The sequence below is a fragment of the Brachybacterium sp. UMB0905 genome, from assembly GCF_002871795.1.
Lineage (GTDB): Bacteria > Actinomycetota > Actinomycetes > Actinomycetales > Dermabacteraceae > Brachybacterium.
Genome location: NZ_PNHL01000006.1, coordinates 168,622 through 186,251, shown reverse-complemented (window position 1 = coordinate 186,251; position 17,630 = coordinate 168,622). Strand labels below are relative to the sequence as shown.

General features: G+C 68.9%; 15 protein-coding genes and 1 tRNA gene. 5 read left to right on the top strand and 11 right to left on the bottom strand.

Going from position 1 to position 17,630, the window contains the following annotated elements:
- Positions 1-103: 103 nt before the first annotated feature.
- The 6 genes from CJ197_RS14880 to CJ197_RS07790 form a co-directional block, all read right to left on the bottom strand.
- Positions 104-724 carry a hypothetical protein gene (locus tag CJ197_RS14880; protein ID WP_146007730.1) on the bottom strand — a complete coding sequence of 207 codons (621 nt, stop codon included), beginning with the start codon at positions 722-724 and terminating at the stop codon, positions 104-106.
- A gap of 564 nt (positions 725-1,288) precedes the next feature.
- On the bottom strand, positions 1,289-2,773 hold the full coding sequence (locus tag CJ197_RS07810) for an FAD-dependent oxidoreductase (RefSeq protein WP_102236176.1): 1,485 nt from the start codon (positions 2,771-2,773) through the stop codon (positions 1,289-1,291).
- Positions 2,774-3,043: 270 nt separating this feature from the next.
- The gene (locus CJ197_RS07805; RefSeq protein ID WP_102236175.1) at positions 3,044-3,955 is read right to left on the bottom strand and encodes a formate/nitrite family transporter; all 912 of its coding nucleotides are present in this window, start codon (positions 3,953-3,955) and stop codon (positions 3,044-3,046) included.
- 171 nt (positions 3,956-4,126) lie between these two features.
- The gene (locus CJ197_RS07800; protein ID WP_102236174.1) at positions 4,127-5,143 is read right to left on the bottom strand and encodes a transglutaminase family protein; all 1,017 of its coding nucleotides are present in this window, start codon (positions 5,141-5,143) and stop codon (positions 4,127-4,129) included.
- A complete protein-coding gene (locus CJ197_RS07795; RefSeq protein ID WP_102236173.1) occupies positions 5,136-7,442 on the bottom strand; it encodes a circularly permuted type 2 ATP-grasp protein in 2,307 nt (768 codons plus the stop codon). The genes CJ197_RS07800 and CJ197_RS07795 overlap by 8 nt, the downstream gene beginning before the upstream one ends.
- Positions 7,443-7,494: 52 nt before the next feature.
- Positions 7,495-8,172: an AIM24 family protein gene (locus CJ197_RS07790; protein ID WP_102236172.1), complete on the bottom strand. Its 678-nt coding sequence runs from the start codon at positions 8,170-8,172 to the stop codon at positions 7,495-7,497.
- Positions 8,173-8,367: 195 nt separating this feature from the next.
- On the opposite strand from CJ197_RS07790, the gene CJ197_RS07785 reads away from it, so the two are divergent.
- The 3 genes from CJ197_RS07785 (at position 8,368) to CJ197_RS07775 (ending at position 11,369) form a co-directional block, all read left to right on the top strand.
- The gene (locus tag CJ197_RS07785) at positions 8,368-10,302 is read left to right on the top strand and encodes a serine/threonine-protein kinase (protein WP_233190736.1); all 1,935 of its coding nucleotides are present in this window, start codon (positions 8,368-8,370) and stop codon (positions 10,300-10,302) included.
- Between the two features lie 106 nt (positions 10,303-10,408).
- The gene (locus CJ197_RS07780) at positions 10,409-11,248 is read left to right on the top strand and encodes a thioredoxin domain-containing protein (RefSeq protein WP_102236170.1); all 840 of its coding nucleotides are present in this window, start codon (positions 10,409-10,411) and stop codon (positions 11,246-11,248) included.
- A 49-nt stretch (positions 11,249-11,297) separates the two neighbouring features.
- A tRNA-Thr gene (locus tag CJ197_RS07775) sits at positions 11,298-11,369 on the top strand.
- 29 nt (positions 11,370-11,398) lie between these two features.
- Here the strand turns inward: CJ197_RS07775 and CJ197_RS07770 are convergent.
- The 3 genes from CJ197_RS07770 to CJ197_RS07760 all read right to left on the bottom strand — a co-directional run bounded on the left by CJ197_RS07770 (position 11,399) and on the right by CJ197_RS07760 (position 12,671).
- On the bottom strand, positions 11,399-11,782 hold the full coding sequence (locus tag CJ197_RS07770) for a type II toxin-antitoxin system VapC family toxin (protein ID WP_102236169.1): 384 nt from the start codon (positions 11,780-11,782) through the stop codon (positions 11,399-11,401).
- Complete coding sequence (locus CJ197_RS07765) at positions 11,779-12,006, bottom strand: antitoxin (RefSeq protein ID WP_199173890.1); 228 nt, start codon at positions 12,004-12,006, stop codon at positions 11,779-11,781. Before CJ197_RS07765 ends, CJ197_RS07770 begins: the two co-directional genes overlap by 4 nt.
- A gap of 320 nt (positions 12,007-12,326) precedes the next feature.
- The gene (locus CJ197_RS07760; RefSeq protein ID WP_102236167.1) at positions 12,327-12,671 is read right to left on the bottom strand and encodes a hypothetical protein; all 345 of its coding nucleotides are present in this window, start codon (positions 12,669-12,671) and stop codon (positions 12,327-12,329) included.
- 335 nt (positions 12,672-13,006) lie between these two features.
- Between CJ197_RS07760 and CJ197_RS07755 the strand changes: the two genes are divergently transcribed.
- The gene (locus CJ197_RS07755; RefSeq protein WP_102236166.1) at positions 13,007-13,468 is read left to right on the top strand and encodes a hypothetical protein; all 462 of its coding nucleotides are present in this window, start codon (positions 13,007-13,009) and stop codon (positions 13,466-13,468) included.
- 9 nt (positions 13,469-13,477) lie between these two features.
- Here CJ197_RS07755 and CJ197_RS07750 read toward each other — a convergent pair whose 3' ends face one another.
- Both CJ197_RS07750 and treS read right to left on the bottom strand, forming a co-directional pair.
- The gene (locus CJ197_RS07750) at positions 13,478-14,827 is read right to left on the bottom strand and encodes a hypothetical protein (protein WP_102236165.1); all 1,350 of its coding nucleotides are present in this window, start codon (positions 14,825-14,827) and stop codon (positions 13,478-13,480) included.
- Positions 14,828-14,985: 158 nt separating this feature from the next.
- Positions 14,986-16,782 (bottom strand): maltose alpha-D-glucosyltransferase, encoded by a 1,797-nt coding sequence (gene treS, locus CJ197_RS07745; RefSeq protein WP_102236236.1) that lies wholly within the window; start codon positions 16,780-16,782, stop codon positions 14,986-14,988.
- Positions 16,783-16,902: 120 nt separating this feature from the next.
- Here treS and CJ197_RS07740 point away from each other — a divergent pair, with 120 nt between their 5' ends.
- Positions 16,903-17,574: a hypothetical protein gene (locus CJ197_RS07740; protein ID WP_146007729.1), complete on the top strand. Its 672-nt coding sequence runs from the start codon at positions 16,903-16,905 to the stop codon at positions 17,572-17,574.
- Positions 17,575-17,630 lie beyond the last annotated feature (56 nt).

The following is a 17,630-nucleotide window of genomic DNA, read 5'->3' as shown; positions in this document are numbered from 1 at the left end:
ATCCGCCCGGATCGCCTCCCACTCGGCGTGCGACTCTGCCGGGCAGCGCCCGTGCGAAATGAGGCCCCTTTAGCAGAGTGGGATCTGACTGTGTCGTATTACATCACTGGAAATGCTGCTTCAGTCCGCTGCGCTGGATGTCGTAGATGGCCAAGAAGGTCGCGGAAAAAGTAATGGGCCCCCCTTTGATTACGGCAGAGAAGGTTCCCTTCATGCGGAGATTGAAGGTCCTCCCCGAAATGGAATGCCACTGTCGATTGGGGCTCCACTGAAACAGGCACACGCCCACCACGTACGATGACCCCAGGATCTTTACTCCCGAGACCCTATAGTTGGTGACGGTAGCCCTGAAGTCCTGTCGAATCTGACATATGCCACCAGCGGGCACTCCGGCAAACACTTTGGCATTGTAGGTAGCAGTCCCAGTCGGGGAGGCGATGGGTCCAGTGGGGGCTGCTGAATTGGTTGGCTTTGAGCACTGGTCGCACTCGTCGGGAAGGATGAGTTCGGCGATCCCAGCAACGCACTCCTGTGGGTTGGCTGCGTATTCACCTAAGACTTCAGGGGTGGGTTCATATGAAAGATCTTCTATCGCCTCCAGTGGTACCCCAATCTTCGTAGCGCGATCGGCGAGAGCAGCTTTTAGGCTGGACTCGAGAGAGCGACCTATTCCCTCGGCGGAGGCCATAGATGCCGGGAGGGTTCCGAGGGCGAGGCCTAGCATGCCCGCCCCAAGAATAGTTCTGCGGCCTAGATTATTCTCAGCTATACCTCTTTCGCGGATTCGAATGGTCAGTTGATGAGGATTGAGATAGTGGAAGTTAAGGCCGACGCTAACGCAAGAGTCCCGACGATGCTATTTAGGGTAACGCCGGCCCTTGAATCAGTTTTTCTTGCGATGAGATATCCAGCCAAGCAAAGCGCTGTACATCCAAGCAAAATGATCTGAATGGGAACCTGAAGTGAACTGGCAAGCCAGCCGGTCAAGTCTGTCGGGGGGAATCGGATGGTCATGACAAGCAGGGAGCAAGCACCTATGAGCAATGGCGCCCAGGGCGCCCCTGCGTCACGCTCACCCTCCGACGGTGTGGCTATTCTCACATCCATGGCGTGAACGTACATGGTCGCCGCGCTTGTGGCAAGCGTTGAGGTGCCTGTCCATGGCTGCTCGCATGTGGCTCCCGTCAATCCTTACCGTCGTATAGGCGGTGAACTGACGCGGCTTGGCGCCGGAGAGGGACGGGGCTAGCGGCGTCGCACGTGGGTCAGCCGTCGGCTGCGCCGCGCCTCAGCTCTCGCTCGCGCTCTCGCCCGCCGCGGCCTGCGCCATGCCTTCGCGGCTGATCCGGACCATCTCTTCGCGGTCCACGACCTTGACGCGGGCGCGCGGCTCGCCGTCGGCGTCCTTGCTCGCGGCGCCCAGGGCCTTTTCGTGCGCATCCAGCGCCATCCAGCCATCCCAGGTCGTGTATTCCACGCCGCGGTCCTCGAGCAGGCGCAGGATCGCCTCGTCATCGCGCACCTCGGCGCGCGGGAGGCTGCCGACGGTGATGTCCTCCAGCAGGCTGCCCACGGTCTCGAGCGCATCGGACTTCGTGGCGCCGATCAGCCCCACCGGCCCGCGCTTGATCCAGCCGTTGGTGTACAGGCCCGGCAGCACGGTGCCATCGGCCTCGGTGACGCGGCCGGCGCTGTTGGTGATCACGCCGCGGCGCGCGTCGTAGGGAATGCCCGGCAGCTCGGAGCCGTGGTAGCCCACCGCGCGGTACACCGCATCCAGCTCGTAGTCCACGAACTCGCCGGTGCCCTCGAGGTTCCCGTCGGCGTCCAGCCGGGTGCGCTCGAAGCGCATGCCGGTGACCTGCCCGTCCTCGCCGAGCACCTCGACGGGACGGTGCCAGAAGTGCATGTGCAGGCGGCGGCTGACCGGCCCGCCCTCACGGTCGGTGGGCTCCTCGCCGGCGGCCTCCCGGGCCTGCTGATCCTCGAGCCAGCCCACGAAGGTCTGCACCACCTGATCGGTGCGCTTATCGGCCCGGATCGCCTCCCACTCGGCCTCCGTGACCTGCTCGAGGTCCCGCGGATCCATGACGACCTGCAGGCCCTTCGGGTGGGCGAGCTCGCGCGCCTCGAGCGGGGAGAACTTCGTCTGGGCGGGGCCGCGGCGGCCGAAGACATGCACATCCGTGGTGCGCGCCGCGGCGAGACCTTCGTGGACGTTCTGCGGGATCTCGGTGCGCAGCATCTCGTCGCCGCTCTTGGAGAGCACGCGCGCAATATCCAGCGCCACGTTGCCGTTGCCGATCACTGCGACCTGCTCGGCGGAGAGGTCCCAGCTGCGTGGATAGTCGGGGTTGCCGTCATACCAGGCCACGAAGTCGGCGGCGCCGAAGGAGCCCTCCAGGTCGATGCCGGGGATGTGCAGGTCCGCGTCCTTGAGCGCGCCGGTGGCGAACACGACCGCGTCGTAGTGGGTGCGCAGATCCTCGAGCGTGAGATCGGTGCCGAACTCCACGTCCCCCAGGAAGCGGATGTCGCCGCGGCCCAGGATGCGGTGCAGCGCTGTGATGATGCCCTTGATACGCGGATGATCCGGGGCCACGCCGTAGCGGATCAGCCCGAAGGGCGCCGGGTACTTGTCGAACAGGTCGATGGAGACCTCGAGCTCCCCGCCTTTGACGGGCGCCGAGCGCAGCAGGGTCTCGGCGGCGTAGACGCCGGCGGGGCCGGAGCCGATCACGGCCAGACGGAAGGGCTGCTGGGAGGAGGACATCTCACCTCGGTCTCGTGGCGCGAGCGCGCCGGGTCGGAATGCCGCCCGGCCCGACGGGGGCGGCGGCTGGAAGCTGCGGACCACTCTATCGGCGCTCTCATGCCCGGTCAGGTCCGTGTGAGCGGCTCGACGCGGCCTCCACGGACCCTCCACAGTGCAGACATGATGCAGAGACATGATGCGGCCCCGGTGGGGACATCATGGTCGATGTCCCGGCCGGGGCCGCAGGGTGCCGATGGGGGTCGGCAGGGGGTCAGGGGACCGACGGGCTCACGCCTTGGCGATGTCGGCGTCGCCGCGACGGTAGATCGCCCAGAAGTAGACGCCGACGAACACGGCGCCGCCCACGATGTTGCCCAGCAGCACCGGGATGAGGTTGTCCCACAGGACGGAGAGGGCGGTGATGTCCGCGTAGTCGGCGGCGGACTTGCCGGCATCGGCGAGTGCCTCGCCGCTCCAGAACTTGTCCCCGGCGAAGGTCTTGATCATCCAGCCCAGGGGCAGCATGAACATGTTGGCCACCGAGTGCTCGAAACCGGAGGCGACGAACAGGGCGATCGGACCGGCGACGGCGAGGATCTTGTCAGCCACGGTCTTGCCGGCGATCGAGACCCACACCGCCAGGCACACCGCGAAGTTCGCCAGCAGGCCCAGGAAGAACGCCTGGTGCCAGTCATAGCCGAGCTTGGCCTGCGTGATGTTCAGAACCGTCATGCCCCAGGCCGACTTGTTGGAGGCGTGGGTGCCGCCGAGGATGATCAGCACGGCCATCACGACGGAGCCGATGAAGTTCCCGACGATGGACACGATCCAGTGCGTGAGCATCTTGCCCGTGCCGATGCGGCCGGACAGGCGCGGCATGACCGTCATCGTGGTGCCGGTGAACAGGTCCGAGCCGGAGATCACCACGAGGCCGAGGCCCACGGAGAACACGACGCCGCCGAGTACCTTGCCGACGCCGGTGGGCCAGTCGCTGATGCCCTGCTGGGAGGTGACCATGAAGATGAAGCCGAAGGCGATGAACGCGCCGCCGGTGAGGGTCTGCAGGAACATCTGCAGCAGCGGGGCGGTGGCCTTGGCGTACATCCCGTCTTCGAGGGCCTTGGCGAGCGCCTTCGGGGTGGGGATCTGCGTGTTCGGCGGTGCCGGTGCAGCGGTGGGGGGAGTTGAGGAGGCGTTCATGATTCCTGTCCTGCGATTCGCAAAAGAGGGGGCGATGCGCTGCACATCAGTGCAGCCACGTGAGCAACACTGCCCAACGATGGTCAGGGCTGAGGATACGCCCGCGGTGCGCGAAACGCTTCGGCGATGGTCCTGGTGCAGGTCACGGACCCGTCACGATGCCGTCATGGCTCAGGGCCTCGGCGTCTCATCGGCCGGGGGCTCTTCCGGCACCACCTCGACGGCCACGCGCAGGGTGCTGCGTGCCCCGGGTGGCCCCACCACGATGCCCTTCAGCGGCGGCACATCGGCGTAGTCCCGTCCCCAGGCGGTGGTGACGAAGCGCTGGTCCACGAAGGTGCGGTTGGTCGGGTCGATGTCCACCCAGCCGGTGCCCGGCACCAGCACGGACAGCCAGGCGTGACTTGCGGCGGAGCCGACCATCTGCCCGGCCGGCTCGGTGCCGAGCGTCCCGCGGGCCGATGGGGCGGTGCGCAGGTAGCCGGAGACGTATCGGGCGGCGAGTCCCGCGGCCCGCACCGCGGCGATCCCGGCGTGAGCGAAGTCCTGACAGACACCCCGACGGGCCTCCAGCACGTCCTGCAGCGTGGAGGTGACGGTGGTCGCGGCGGTGTCGTACGTGAAGTCGCTGTGGATCAGGGCGGTGAGATCCGCGAGGCATTCGCCGATCGCGCGCCCGGGCGTGAACACGGCGGCGCTCAGCTCGTGCGCGGCGGCGGTCTCGGGGATCCGGGGCGAGGGGTGGGTGAAGTCGAGATTCGCATCGGGCAGCAGCGGGCCCCAGTGCGTTGGTCGGCAGCGTTCGAAGGGGCGTGAGATCGCGTCCAGGGGGTAGCGTCGCTCGGCCACGGCCACGCGGGCGTGGGAATGCACATCCAGGTGCTCATGCCGCTCATCCACCAGCAGGTATGTGGAGGAGTTGCCGTAGAAGTCGGTGTGTGCGGTCAGTTGTGCCGGTGCCGGGTCCACCACCACCTCGTGGGAGAGGACGCGCTGGTGGGTGGTGGCGCGCGGCTCCACATGGGCGCGCCCGTAGTTGCGGGTCACCGGTTTCGCGTACCGGTAGGCGGTCAGGTGGTGGATGCGGTAGTGGATGGGGTCCGACGGGTCGGCGCTCTCATCCAGCAGTGGGATCAGAGGCCGGGGCTGCTGCGGGGTGGAGGACGTGGGGCGGGTGGGCTCAGACATCGTCGATCCCCCAGTGCGAGGTGGACTCCGAGGCGTGGAAGTAGTGTTGCTCGAGCTTGGTGGCGAGCTCCCGCAGGGTGCTCACGGCGGCATCGGCCTCGGCAAGCAGCGCCGTCGGCGCCCCATCAGGCCCATCAACCCCATCAGGCCCATCAATCTCATCGGCCCTATCAACCCGGTCGGCCCCATCGGCCCCATCGGGCCCCTCGAGCGGGCACAGCAGCTCGCGCGGCTCCCACTCGGCGACGCGGCTGCGCAGCGCCGTGAGGGGGGTGCGCAGCGCCGCCGAGGGCGACCCTTCCGGCAGACGGTCCAGCACCTGGCCCAGCCGCTGCAGCTGAAAGGCGATCGACCGTGGCAGCGCAGGATCGGCCAGCAGCAGCTCGAGCACCAGCTCCGGTTGGGCGGCGGCGTGGAAGGCCCGGCGGTAGGAGGCGCCCGATTCGGTGATCGCCACGAGCGCTGCGGCGGTGCGGGCCTCGACCCGCCGCGCGCGGCGCCGCCCCAGGATCGCGCGCAGGAGCGCAAGAACCGTGAGGGAGCGCTCGAGCTTGCGGCCCGCCTCGAGCAGGTCCCAGCCCAGAGTGCGGGGCATCGAATCGGCGATCGCCCCGGAGAAGGTGAGGCAGCCGTCGATCACCGCGGTCAGGCCCTGCTCGAGGGGGACGGGGCCGGCAGGATCCAGGGTGCGGACGGTGCGGCGCAGCCGTGCGATCACTGGCCAGACATCCTCGGAGACCACATCGCGCAGAGTGCGGGAGCTGTGGGCGAGGGCCTCGAAGGACTGGGCCAGGGAGCCGGGGCGGGTGCGGTCACCCAGCAGCGAGGCGAGCTCGGCGGTCACCTCCTCGGCATCGCTGAGGTCCACGGCGTGGAAACCGGGGGAGGTGGTGGTCACCTCTGTGATCGCGCGCAGTAGCACGCCCTGGGCGGTACGGGCCGCTGTCCCGGGCTCCGCATCGAGGTCGTTGACGGTATCCAGCACAGTGCGCAGCAGTCTGGCGGTCGCGTCGACCCGTTCGAGGTAGCGGCCGAACCAGAACAGGTCCGAACCGATCGAGCGGCTCATCGCCGGGTAGGTGGCGAGGTCCCGGGGGCTGCTCGCCCCGAGGCTCAGCTCTAGGCTCTCGCTCCCGGCTGTCTGCGGGACCTGCACCCAGATGTCCTTGAGCGCCGGGGCGTGCGCATCGGCCGTGCGCGCCACCCCTCCGGGCATCACCTCGTACCCCTCGGCCGTGGCGAGTACAAGAAGGCGCAGCTGCACGGGGCGCTCCACGAGCTGGTTCCCACCCTCCGGGTCCAGGGACGCCGCCCCGGCGGGCTTGGCTTGCGCGGGGGCGGGCCGCAGCTGCAGATCCTCATGCAGCAGGTGGCGGCACAGATCCGGCAGCGCCTCCCGCAGCGCGGGGTTCTCCAGCAGCCCGGCCCCGAGCGGGTTCAGCACCTCCACATCCCCGCAGCGCGCCGCCTCCACCAGACCCGTCACCCCATCCAGCGGCGTCGGCCCCAGATCCAGCGGATCCAGCAGCTGCGAGGGAATCAGGCGCAGCACCGCATCCACCGGTTCCTGCGCATTCCGGTCCGGGCCGGGCAGGCGCAGTGTGAGGGACCCGGATCCGGTGCGCAGATCCGCGGGGGAGACCGCGGGGGCGCCCAGCAGGTTCGCGATCCAGTGGTGATCGGCCGCGCGCAGCGGATCGGCCCGGTCATCGATGAGCACGACGGCCCGCCCGGCCCGGCCGCGGGCGCGCAACCGCTCGTGCAGCGCGGCGCGGGCGGTGTCGAAGAAGGGGTGCAGGCGCCGCAGCGGCGTCGAGCGATACAGGGCCGGCGTGCTGCGCGAGAGCACGCGGCGCAGCTCCAGCGCGGTGCCGGCGCCATCGGGCACATCGGCCGCGTCCTCGAGCACCGCCCAGCTCCCATCGGCCTTGCGGATCACCGTCGTGGCCAGGGCGAACAGTCCACCGCCACGTGCGCTGGGGATCCCAACGGCGGTGCGCAGGTACCGCGGGTCCGCGAGCAGCTCGGCCACGGGGGTGAGCTCCGCGGTCAGCACGGTGCGCGGCCCGTACAGGTCCGCGTGCAGCGCATCCAGCAGGCGCAGGCGCTGGATCAGCCCCGCCGTGAGCTGCTCCCACTCCTCGGCGCCGAGCACCACCGGGATCGGGTCCACCGTCGGCGCGGCCGGGGACCCGTCCCCGGCGAACTGGCTGGCCGCCGCAGCGGCCGCCCGGCGCAGGCCATCGGCGCCCAGCAGCTCGAGCTCGGCGCGCAGCGCCGGAGACGTCGCAGAGGTCACCGCTCCATCGTAGGGGCCAAGCCGCGGGGCCTGCGGCGCCGTCCCGCGCAGGTCAAGAGGTGGTGACGACGGGCGGGCCCTCGGAGGGCTGGACCACCACGAAGCCGGGACCGTGGAAGGCCAGCTGGAAGGACTCGCCGGAGCCGCGGCCGATCAGGGAACCCATCTTGAAGTCGTTCTTGATCTGCGGGGTGAGGTTCGCGCTCCAGCACACCGCTGCCTGCGGGTCCACGAAAGTGGGCTGCTGCGAGCAGTCCAGCAGCATCGGCGGACCGTCGCTCGTGACGGCGACCATGCCCTGACCCTGTAGGAACAGGTTGAACAGGCCTCCGGCCATGAACCCGGCCCCGCCCAGGGAGCGGATATCCCACTGGATGGTGGAGTCGAAGGCCAGCATGTTCTTCGTGTTCAGCGTCAGGGCATCGCCCTCGAGCTGGATCAGGAAGATCTCCTCGGCGTGGCGGGCGTAGAAGACCTCACCGTGCCCGCGGGTGCGCATCATGTTCGCGCCCTCCCCGGTGGCCATCTTTTTCAGCAGCTTCATGCCACCGCCGGAGCCCTGGTACGAGAAGTCCATCTGCCCCTGGTAGGCGACCATCGCGCCGGCGGCAGAGATGATCTCCGGTGCCTGCGGGTGCAGCACGCAGCGCAGCATCTTGGAGGACTGCAGAGCCCACCGATCGGTGGTCTGCCGCTCCTGGTTGGCGGCGTCGAACAGGTTTGAGCGCATGGGGTTCCCTTCCGGATCCGACGGGCCGTCCGCGGCGGTCCCGTGACGGCACCCACCGCGCCGCCGACGGGATCCTCTCACGCCTGCGGCCATATTGGTCCGTCTCGGGAGCATCGCGCGGATGACACGTGGGAGAACGGTGAATCCGGGGCCGATGCCGGGCTGGGTCAGGCGTGTCCTCGTAGCATGGCGATCATGTCCGCCCCTCGCCCTGTGCGCCGCCACCCCGGGTCCCGCGACCCGCGTCTGGTGGCGCTCGCCGAGGAATCCGGCTATGAGATCCAGAGTCGCATCGGCGCCGGCGGCATGGGGATCGTGTACCGGGCGACGGACGCCGACGGCCAGGATGTGGCGATCAAGCTGCTGCGCCATGAGATCTCCGATGACCCGCGAGCCCGTGCGCGTCTTGCCCGCGAGGTGGGGGCGCAGCGTCTGGTCCGCAATGCCAACATCGTGCGGATCCTCGATGCTGAGCTCGAGTCCGCCGATGCGTTCGTGGTCACCGAGTTCATCCCCGGCCCCACCCTCGAGGATGCGGTGCGCGATCACGGCGGCCTGCACCCGGAGGCGGTGCGGGAGGTCGGCCTGGTGCTGGGGGAGACGCTGCGGGACATCCACGGTGCCGGCGTGATCCACCGCGACCTCAAGCCCTCCAACGTCATGCTGCGCGGTGCCACGGACGCGGATCTGATGGGCTTTGATCCCGACGGGGATCGTCTGGATCCGGTGATCATCGACTTCGGTATCGCGATCGCGGCGGAGGAATCGCGCCTGACCTCGACAGGTCTGGTGATGGGCACTGCCGCATACCTGGACCCGGAGGTGATCCGCACCGACCACACCGGGGAGGCGGGGGACTGGTGGGCCTGGGCGGCGCTGCTGGCCTTCGCGGCGACGGGCCGTGAACCCTTCGGCAGCGGCCGCGCGGACCTGGTGTTCCTGCGCGCCGAGCGTGGGGAGATCGACGTGGAGGGCACACCGAGCGAGCTCGCCGCCTGGCTGCGCTCCGCGCTGCGCTCGAATCCGGCCGAGCGCCCCGCCCCCGAGGAGCTGCTCGAGCGCCTCGCGGAGCTGGACCTCAGCCGTTACGACGATCCGGGCCAGACGGAGGTGCTGACCGCCGGGACGGGGGCCGCTGCCGGGGCCGCAGCCGGGGCCGCAGCGACCTCGAGCGCGGACGATGCCACGCAGGTGCTGCCCACCACCACAACACCGTCCCAGGACTCGACCCCGACGCCGGGGCCGACGGATCAGCCGACCGAGGCGCTGCCGCACATTCCGGAGGGCCCCGGGGAGGCGCCGACGGAAGCGCTGCCCATCACCCGCACCCCGGAGGAGCCCGCCACGGAGGTGCTGCCCGTCACGGGGCCGCCCACGGCGGTGCTGCCGGTGATCCCGGATCCGCAGCCCGCGCCGATGCCGTCGCAGCCCATGCCGCCGCGACAGATGCCCGCGCCGCAGCAGGCCATCCCGCAGCCGCCGCCGCACATCGTCCCGGCCCCGCCGCAGCAGATGTACCCGCCACCGGTGCCTGCACCCCCGCGGCGCCCGGGCCTGATGTGGACCGGGCATCTGCTGCTGGTGGCTCTCGGGGCGCTCGCCCCGTATGTCGCGCTGGGGATGATGCTGCTGCTCGGCGCGATCTCCCGCACCTGGGAGGGCGGTCACCGCGCCGTGGCCGGGGCACGGATGCGCGGGGCGACGGGAAGTGGGCCGCAATGGCAGGCGGGGCTGCTGAGCCCGCTGCGCTTCGCCTGGGGGCTCGTGGTCACCGCGCTGCAGGTGATCCTGCCGCTGCTGCTGGGCCTGCTGGTGGGGATCGCGACCGACGCCGCCTGGACCCTGCTGGCCGGTGCGCCCCCACCGGAGGCGGTGGCCTTCGGGATCGCCATCGCCGTGACACTGCTGATCACCTGGGTGGGGCTCGGCAGCCGCGCCACCCGCGATGGCGCGCACCGGATGATCGACGCGGCAGCTCCGGACCTGCTGTGGAGCGCGGTGGTGCTCGTGCTGCTGCTACTCCTATTGGGGGCGGTGGCGTTCACGATCCTCGCCCGCGGCGGCGCGGTCGACTACTTCCCCTTCTCCCAGCTGCCGCGCCTGACCGATATCGCGCTGTGGCGCCGCTGACATCCGGGACTCGTAGTGCAGACCATCACCCTCTCGCCCCGCTGCCCCCGCTAGGCTCAGGACGTTCTGTCACCGACCGCATCCACGTGCGGGGCGAGGAGTCCACATGGCCGCGTCCGGTTCGTCCCAGTCCGCTGCCGAGCGCCGCGAGGCGCAGCGCGAAGCCCTGCGCAAGCAGCGGCAGGCGGAGCTGCGTCGGCAGCGCACCGTCCGCACCATCGTCATCGCGGCGATCACCGTGGTGGCACTCGTGCTGGTAGCCGGCGCGGGCTTCCTCGTGTATCGGGCCGCGCAGCCGGAAGGCCCCGTCGCTGTCCCGAAGGGTATGAGCACGGACCAGCCCTACCTGACCCTCGGCGCCCCGGAGGACTCCGGCGCCCCCGTGGTGGAGGTCCACCTGGACTTCATGTGCCCCTTCTGCGGTGAATTCGAGCAGGCCAACGGCGTGGATCTCGCGCAGTTCGTGGACGACGAGTCCATCACGCTGAACCTGGTGCTGCGGAACTTCCTGGACACCAATTCGCGGTCCGGGGACTTCTCCACCCGGTCCGCGAACGCCATGGTGTGCGTGTACGAGGACAACCCTGACAACACCCTCGCCTTCCAGAAGCTGATGTTCGACAACCAGCCGACGGAGGGCAGCGCGGGCCTGGACGATGACGAGATCTTCGACCTCGCCCAGCAGGCCGGTGCCTCCGATGAGGTGCGCTCGTGCATGCGCGGCAGCACCTACGACCGCTGGGTGGATGAGGTCTCGGACCCGTACGGCAAGGAGGTCGACAATAGTACGCCCTTCGTGAGCATCGATGGCGAGTCGTGGGGCGGCAACAATATGATGTATGAGCCCGGTGCGCTGAAGGCGACTCTCACCGAGCGGCTGTCCGGCGATGCCTCGGATAGTGGTGGCGCCTCGGACGCGGGAGGTGCGTCCGACGGCGGGGCCTGATCCCCTCTACACTCGCAGGGACCGATCCTGCCCGGATCGGCCCCTGTCCGCTGGAGTGGCGCAACGGTAGCGCACCTGTCTTGTAAACAGGTGGTTGCGGGTTCGATTCCCGTCTCCAGCTCTCAACTGCAGCTGTGGCGGCACTGTGCTTTAGCAGTAGACGGCCAGTTCCGGCACGGCGCGGGCGAGCCGCGCATCGCGAGTAAGGAGCGCACAGCCCAGATGCTCGGCGAGAGCCACATACATTGCGTCGTAGGCGCTCACCCGATCACGAAGCTCAAAGGCCCGGGGGAGTAGGGGCGCCAGGCCGAATAGTTCGATATCCCCGTGGGAGAAGTCGTCGAGCGCGCCGCGGGCGCGCTCGGTGCTGATGGCTCCTGATCGCGTCCAGCCGCGAATGACGGAGAGCGTTTCGGCGACGAGCATCTCCGGGGCGACGAGGTCATGCCCCTGGATTGCGCCGATCAGAGCCGCAGAGTCCTCCTCCCGCAGAAGCAGGTCAGCGACCGCGGAAGCGTCGATGACGAGAGTCATCGCTCTGATCGAGCTTCAGCGAGAACGTCAGCGGACGGGGGCAGGTTGCTGATCCGCCCGCGATCCTCGATGCGGCGCAGCAACTCGGCGCGAGTGGGGCGGGCAGCGAGGCGATTGACCTCCTGCAAGAGGTAGTCGCTGAGAGAACGCCCCTCGGCGGCGGCCCGTGCCTTGAGCACGCGGCGGGTTTCCTCGGGCACGTTCCGGATCTGCATCGTTGTCATGCGTAGAGCATGAGTTGCATGTGCTATGCATGTCAAGGGTGGAGTTCCTCGTATACCACCCTCTGCCCGCTACACTCCCGTCCCGGTGCTCGCTGTGGGGCAGGCAGGAAGGGGTGATCAGACTCCTTCAGATCAGCCCAGCAACTCACGGGCTCTTCCGCATAGTCAGATGCGGGACAGCTAGACACCACCCCCAGACGCGCCGCGGTCACCACCCCCGACAGCATGCGAACGATGACGTGAGACATAGGCGAACGATGTCCTGAGATCTCACACCGTCTCCAGCTCTCCGTGGGGTATTGTGCGCCGGATCTCGCGGCTCAGAAGGTCGGCGTTGCCACCGATGCGGCGGCCACAGGGCCCAGCAAAGCAAGGATGATCGCGGCACCGGGAAGAGTGAGCTGCCACCAGCGACCCCGCCGCCGGGCGAGCGAGAGGGTCCCGACTACCAGGCCGCCGAGCCCGAGCGCGGCGGCAAGACCGACGGGAATCAGACCGATCAGAGCCGGCGTGTTCACGTATTCGTGCACGTTCGGGTCCGCAGTGTCTGGTCCCGGGGGCAGCACCGCGGTGATCGTCGCGATATCCCACACCGCCACGGCGGCAATGCCCGTGACAAGGAGCGCGAGAACGGCAAGCGCCAGCAGGGCGAGCCCTGAGCGCATACGGCCGGCATCTGCACGGCGCGAGCTCGTGCGTGGGGCATGAGGTGTAGCAGTCATCGGTGTCCTTCTTCCCGACTCTGCTCCGATACGCGGCAGACTCGTGGGGACATCTCCCCATGGTGCCATGCGGCCCTAGCCACTTCGCGCCAACGAACAAGGAGGGGCGCTTTGTTTTTGAAATGTTCTTCCGCCTCCGCATGCGCCTGGAGGGTCTCCATGTTCGGTTTGCTGTAGATGTGATTCAAGAGCGTCTTGCCCCGGACCGCACCGTCGTCCTCCGCCCGCTACACTCCCGTCCCGGTGCTCGCTGACGGGGTGGGCAGGGAGGAACTTTCATGATCATCTGGAAGGGCTGGGGCATCCTGGCCGTGGTGTACATCGGAGCGATGCTCGCGCTGCTGGGCGGGGTCATTGGCACCGCCGTGCTGGAGTCGGCGACGGCCACGAGCGTTCTGATGCCGCTGGGTCTGCTGCTCGGTGGGGTGATGACTGCTGCGCACGGCTGGTACCTCAACAACACCCGCCCCGCGCGCCGGGCCGATGCCTGGGCCGAGGCTGAGCGGCCCCGTCTGGAGCAGGCCGCGGAGCAGGGCACCCTGGTGGTCGACAATGTGCAGCCCTCCTCGCGCGAGGAGGCCCAGGGGATGATCGAGAGCGTGTTGGAGCAGGGCCGCCGCAGCATCAAGGGCGGTCCCAAGCACTCGGTGTTCTGGATTCCGATGGAGATCATCGGCATCATCGCGATGGGCGCCGGGCTGATCTTCCTGGTGATGTCGAGCGTGGATCTGCTGGTCTGATCCGATCGCTCAGAACGTCCGGTACGTGGCCTTGTTGATGAAGAAGCCCTTGCCGGTCATGACGTTCCAGCAGGTCATGCCCTCCATCTCGCTGCGGCAGGCGACCTTGCCGTCGGTCGCGCTGGTGCCGTACTCCAGCACCGTCGCCTCCTCGGAGCCGAAGGTGGTGCCGCACTCCAGGGCCGCCTCCTCACCGCCAGCGCTGCGGATCGAGAACGTCCCCTCGGAGCAGTCCTCGAGCCCTGCCTCGGCGTAGTCCTGCTCGATCACCGAGCAGCCGACGTCCTCGCCGTCCAGGGCGCAGCGCAGGTTCCCGGTGGGGGACTGCACGGTGGACAGCTCCAGCGCATCATCCGGGGCCGGGGAGACGGGGTCCTCAGAGGGCTCCGCCTCGCTCGGCTCCTCGCCGTCGGCGGACTTCTCCTCCTCGCCGGGGGTCTGCGCACCGCTCGTATCCGAGTCGCGTCGGTACTCGTCCTCATCACCGCCCAGCAGAGCCCGCCCGCCGATCGCGGCCACGAGCACCAGCAGCGCGCAGGCACCGCACGCGAACCAGGTCCGACGGGATGAGCCGTCGTCGGTGTCCTCATCCAGCTGCTCATCCAGCGGGGACGCGGGCTGCGTGGCCGGGACGGGCTGCGGGGAGGGCGCTGGCTGCGGCGCCGGTGCCGGCTGCGGGGCCGCGGCCGCCACCGGTTCATGCGCCGGCTCCGTTTCACGCGCTGCCGCCGGCCCCAGCGGCACCACGGTCGCGGCGTTCTTGATGCGCACCCCACCGGTCGGGGCCGGCTCCGCAGCGGGGGCGGGGGAGTCCGCAGCGGGGGCGGGGGAGGAGGTGTGCTCCGGGAACGGTGCGGCCGATGGCGGCGTGTTTGGCGCCGGGGCGGGGGAGAGGTCGCCCCACACCGACGCCTCGGCCGGGTCCTCGTGCTCAGGCTCCACTGAGGCCGTGGACGCCGCCGCGGTCCCAGACGTGCGTGCGGCGTCGGGGTGGGCTGCTGGTTCTGGCGCTGCTTCAGCCGGGGACGGCACGATCGGTGCCATGGCCGCGGTCGCCCCGAGATCGAGGTCCTCGCTGTCAGGGGCATCCTCGCGCGCCTCGCCGTCGCCGAGGTCGCCGTCCTCGGTCCGGTCATCGGCTCGCGGGGTATCGCCATCTGCGAAGGGAAGATCCTCGTCCACGAGCACCCGGGCGGCGGGGTCGATCGCGAGGATCCACTGCCGCGCCACCTCGGGCGTGGAGGGGTTCTGGACCAGGGCGCGGTGCAGCTCGGGATGCTCCTGGACCAGGCGCAGCAGACGCTCCGGCGCAGTGCCGGGATCCTGCGCCTCCTGAGCCGCGGATCGCGGGTCGGTCATCGCATCCTGCCTTCCTGGTTCCATCGCACCTCACACGGCGCGAGCGCCCCGGCATGGCGCCCGGGCGACTGTCGACCCAGCAGAATTGCACAGGCTAGCCTGTTCTAGCTCGGATTCGAGGGCGGATACGGACGCAGATCACGCCCCGCCGCGGCGTCTCAGACCTCGCCTTCGACCTCATCCGTCCTGATCACCGGCAGGGTCGTGGTGTGCGTGAGGGGCTCTCCGTGCGGATCCAAGGCACGCACCTTGAGCCAGTAGTAGCCGTGGGGACCGAGCGTCAGGGTCAGCTCGCCGTCCTCCCCGATCGCCGGGAACTCATCGCCGCCGAACAGGTCGCGCACCGTCCGCCGCGCCAGGCCGCCGAGCTCCAGGGTCGTGGTCACGGGGCGGCCGGAGAGGTTGAACACGCACAGCAGCGTTTCCGCGTGCTCCTCGGCCTCCTCCCCATGCTCGGTGCCGTCGTAGGTGCGGGTGAAGGCCAGCACCCGCTCGGAATCCGCCGGGATGTTGCGGTAGGCGCCCATGCCGAAGGCGTCGTGCTCGCGCCGCACCGCCAGCATCCACCGCACGAAGTGCAGCAGGGAGCTGGAGTGTGCCATCTGCGCTTCCACATTGGTGGTGGAGTAGTGGTAGACGAGCGACTGGATGACCGGCAGGTACAGCTTGCCGGGGTCGGTGATCTCGGAGAACCCGGCATTGCGGTCCGGGGTCCACTGCATGGGGGTGCGCACCGCATCGCGGTCATCCAGCCAGATGTTGTCCCCCATCCCGATCTCATCGCCGTAGTACAGGAACGGCGAGCCGGGCAGGGACAGCAACAGCGCGTGGATCAGCTCGAGCTCGCTGCGAGAGGTGTCCAGCAGCGGGGCCAGGCGCCGACGGATGCCGATGTTCGCGCGCATCCGCGAATCCGGTGCATACCAGCCCAGCATCGCCGAGCGGTCTTCGGGGGAGACCATCTCGAGGGTCAGCTCATCGTGGTTGCGCAGGAATGTGCCCCACTGCGCACCCGTCGGGATCTCCGGGGTGTCCTCGAGGATGTCGATGATCTGCCGGGCCGAGCCCTCGCGCAGCGCGTAGAAGATCCGCGGCATCACTGGGAAGTGGAAGCACATGTGGCATTCGGGCGCGTCCTCGGAACCGAAGTACTCCACCACATCGCGCGGCCACTGGTTCGCCTCGGCGATGATCACGCGGCCGGGCCAGTTCTCATCCACGAAAGTCCGCAGCTCCTGCAGGAACTCATGCGTGGCCGGGAGGTTCTCCCCGTCGGTCCCCTCCTCCTCGAACAGGTACGGGATGGCATCGGCGCGGAATCCGTCGATCCCCTTGTCCAGCCAGAACCGCACCACATCGAACATCGCCTCGCGCACCGCGGGGTTCTCGAAGTTCAGGTCCGGCTGGTGGGAGAAGAAGCGGTGCCAGAAGAACTGCCGACGCACCGGGTCGAACGTCCAGTTCGACTCCTCGGTATCCACGAAGATGATGCGCGCTTCCTGGTACTTCTCGTCGGTGTCGGACCACACGTAGAAATCGCCGTAGGGACCCTCGGGGTCGGCGCGGGACTCCAGGAACCAGGGGTGCTTGTCCGAGGTGTGGTTCATCGGCAGGTCGATGATCACGCGGATGCCGCGCTGATGCGCCTCGGAGACCAGGCGCTCGAAGTCGGTGATGGACCCGAACTCCGGCAGCACCGCCTCATAGTCGGAGATGTCATAGCCGCCGTCACGCAGCGGGGAGGCGAAGAACGGAGGCAGCCACAGGCAGTCGATGCCCAGCCATTGCAGATAGTCCAGGCGCTCGATCAGACCGGTGAAGTCCCCGGTGCCATCCCCGTTGCCGTCTGCGAAGGCGCGCACGAGCACTTCGTAGAACACGGCCTTGCGGTACCAGTGGGGGTCGTAGTCCACCCCGGGGCCTTGCGGGGTGAACTGGGCGGAGTTCAGGGCCATCGGGTCCTCCAGGACGGGCAGGTGGGGGATGGAGCGTGGCTCCACAGTAGTCGGCTCCGTACGATGAGCGTGCGCGTCGCATCCGCAGACGGGTGCGGCAGGACGGATCGGGGGATGGTCATGGGACAGCCGTATCAGCAGGGGCAGCAGTGGTCGCCCGGAGCGCCGACGGAGCGGCCGCGGCGCTCGCGGACGGGCATGTGGATCGCGGTGGTCTGCGCGGTGCTCATCGTCGTGGTCGGCGTCGTGGCGGTTCTTGGGGGAGTGCTGTACCTGGTGTCCCGCGACGGCGGCGGGGGCGCCGGGGGCGGGGACCCCACCGATGATGCCGCCGTCGCCACCTACGAGGGCGACTACTTCACGTTCGACTATCCCGAGGGCTGGGTGGACCTCAGCGACGCGGAGGGCTTCGTCGATGCGGGCGGGTTGGTGGAGGTCGCCGACGAGGAGCCCGGGGAGGAGCTCGGGGACGTCCCGCCGAACGACCTGCGCGTGTACATGTACTCGACCACGTACGGAGCGCAGACCGAGTGCCGGGCGCAGGCGGTCTGGAGCGGATTCAACTGGGACGACGCTGGTGATCCGCAGGAGCAGGATCCGACGACCATCGGGGGCGAGGAGATGTTCGTCCAACGGGTCACCGGCACCCATCAGGGGCAGGACGCGGTCAGTGAGATGTACTGCATGGACCTGGGGTCCAACGTGGTCCAGATCGTGGCCGAGCACCATGGCGGCGCGGAGCTCGGCCCGGAGCTCACGGCGATCCTGGACAGCTGGGTCTGGAAGGTCTGAGCCTGCCTCACACGAGGCCGGGTTCCGCGCCATCGGCAGCGAGCCGATGTCTGGTG